Annotated in this window: 1 protein-coding gene; it reads left to right on the plus strand. The window is 68.7% G+C overall.

Annotation, left to right across the window (positions count from 1 at the left end; all coding sequences use genetic code 11):
• A partial coding sequence (locus EN991_RS37455) for an NAD(P)-binding domain-containing protein (RefSeq protein ID WP_127370588.1) occupies nt 1-1060 on the plus strand: 1060 nt, incomplete at both ends.

Here is a 1060-nt window from a genome sequence, read left to right on the forward strand (position 1 = left end):
GCCAGGGCCTGCCGACCGGCGGCGAGATCGTGCGCGACTATCTGGCGCCGCTTGGCCGGCTTCCGGCGATCGCCGCCAATCTGAAGCTCGGCGCCGAGGTCACCGCGATCACCCGTCAGGGGCACGACAAGGTCGCCAATGAGGGCCGCAAGGACGCGCCCTTCGTCATCCGCTACCGCGATGGCGGCGGTGAGCACCGCTTTCTCGCACGCGCCGTCATCGACGCATCCGGAACATGGTGGCGGCCAAACCCGATCGGCATCGACGGGCTGCCGGTTGCCGGCGAAGGCAAGGCGTCGGCACGCATCGCCTATGGCATTCCCGACGTGGTCGGCAAGGCGAGAGAAGACTATGCGGGCAAGCGCATCCTGGTCATCGGCGGCGGGCACTCGGCCATCAACGTCGCGCTGGCGCTGATGGAGTTGCAGGATGGCGCGCCTGGCACCGAAATCTTCTGGGCGCTGCGGCACGCCAACATCGAGAGATTGCTCGGCGGCGGGCTGAACGACCAGTTGCCGGAACGTGGTGCGCTTGGGCTGGCCGCCAGGCAGGCGATGGCGGACGGCAGGCTGAACATGCTGGCGGGCTTCGCCGTCGACCGCATCGAGACGCAAGGCGAGAAGCTTGCCGTCGACGCCCACCTCGCGGGCAAGCCGTTCAGCATGGCCGTGGACCGCATCGTCGTCACCACCGGCTTCAGGCCAGACCTGTCGTTCCTCGACGAAATCCGCATCGCGCTCGATCCCGTCGTCGAAGCGCCGCCGGCACTGGCGCCGCTGATCGATCCGAACTTCCACTCATGCGGCACGGTTCCCGCGCATGGCATTGCGGAGCTCGCGCAGCCCGAACCCGGTTTCACCATCGTCGGCTCGAAATCCTACGGCCGTGCCCCGACCTTCCTGATGGCGACCGGCTACGAGCAGGTCCGCTCGGTGGTGGCCGATATTGCCGGAGACCATGCCGCGGCCCGCGAGGTGCGGCTGGTGCTGCCGGAGACCGGCGTGTGCAGTGCCGTCGGTGTCGCGACGGTATCGGAAAGCGCCGGCTGCTGTGGCGGGCC

The organism is Mesorhizobium sp. M7A.F.Ca.US.005.03.2.1 (genome assembly GCF_003997795.1).
GTDB classification, from domain to species: domain Bacteria; phylum Pseudomonadota; class Alphaproteobacteria; order Rhizobiales; family Rhizobiaceae; genus Mesorhizobium; species Mesorhizobium ciceri.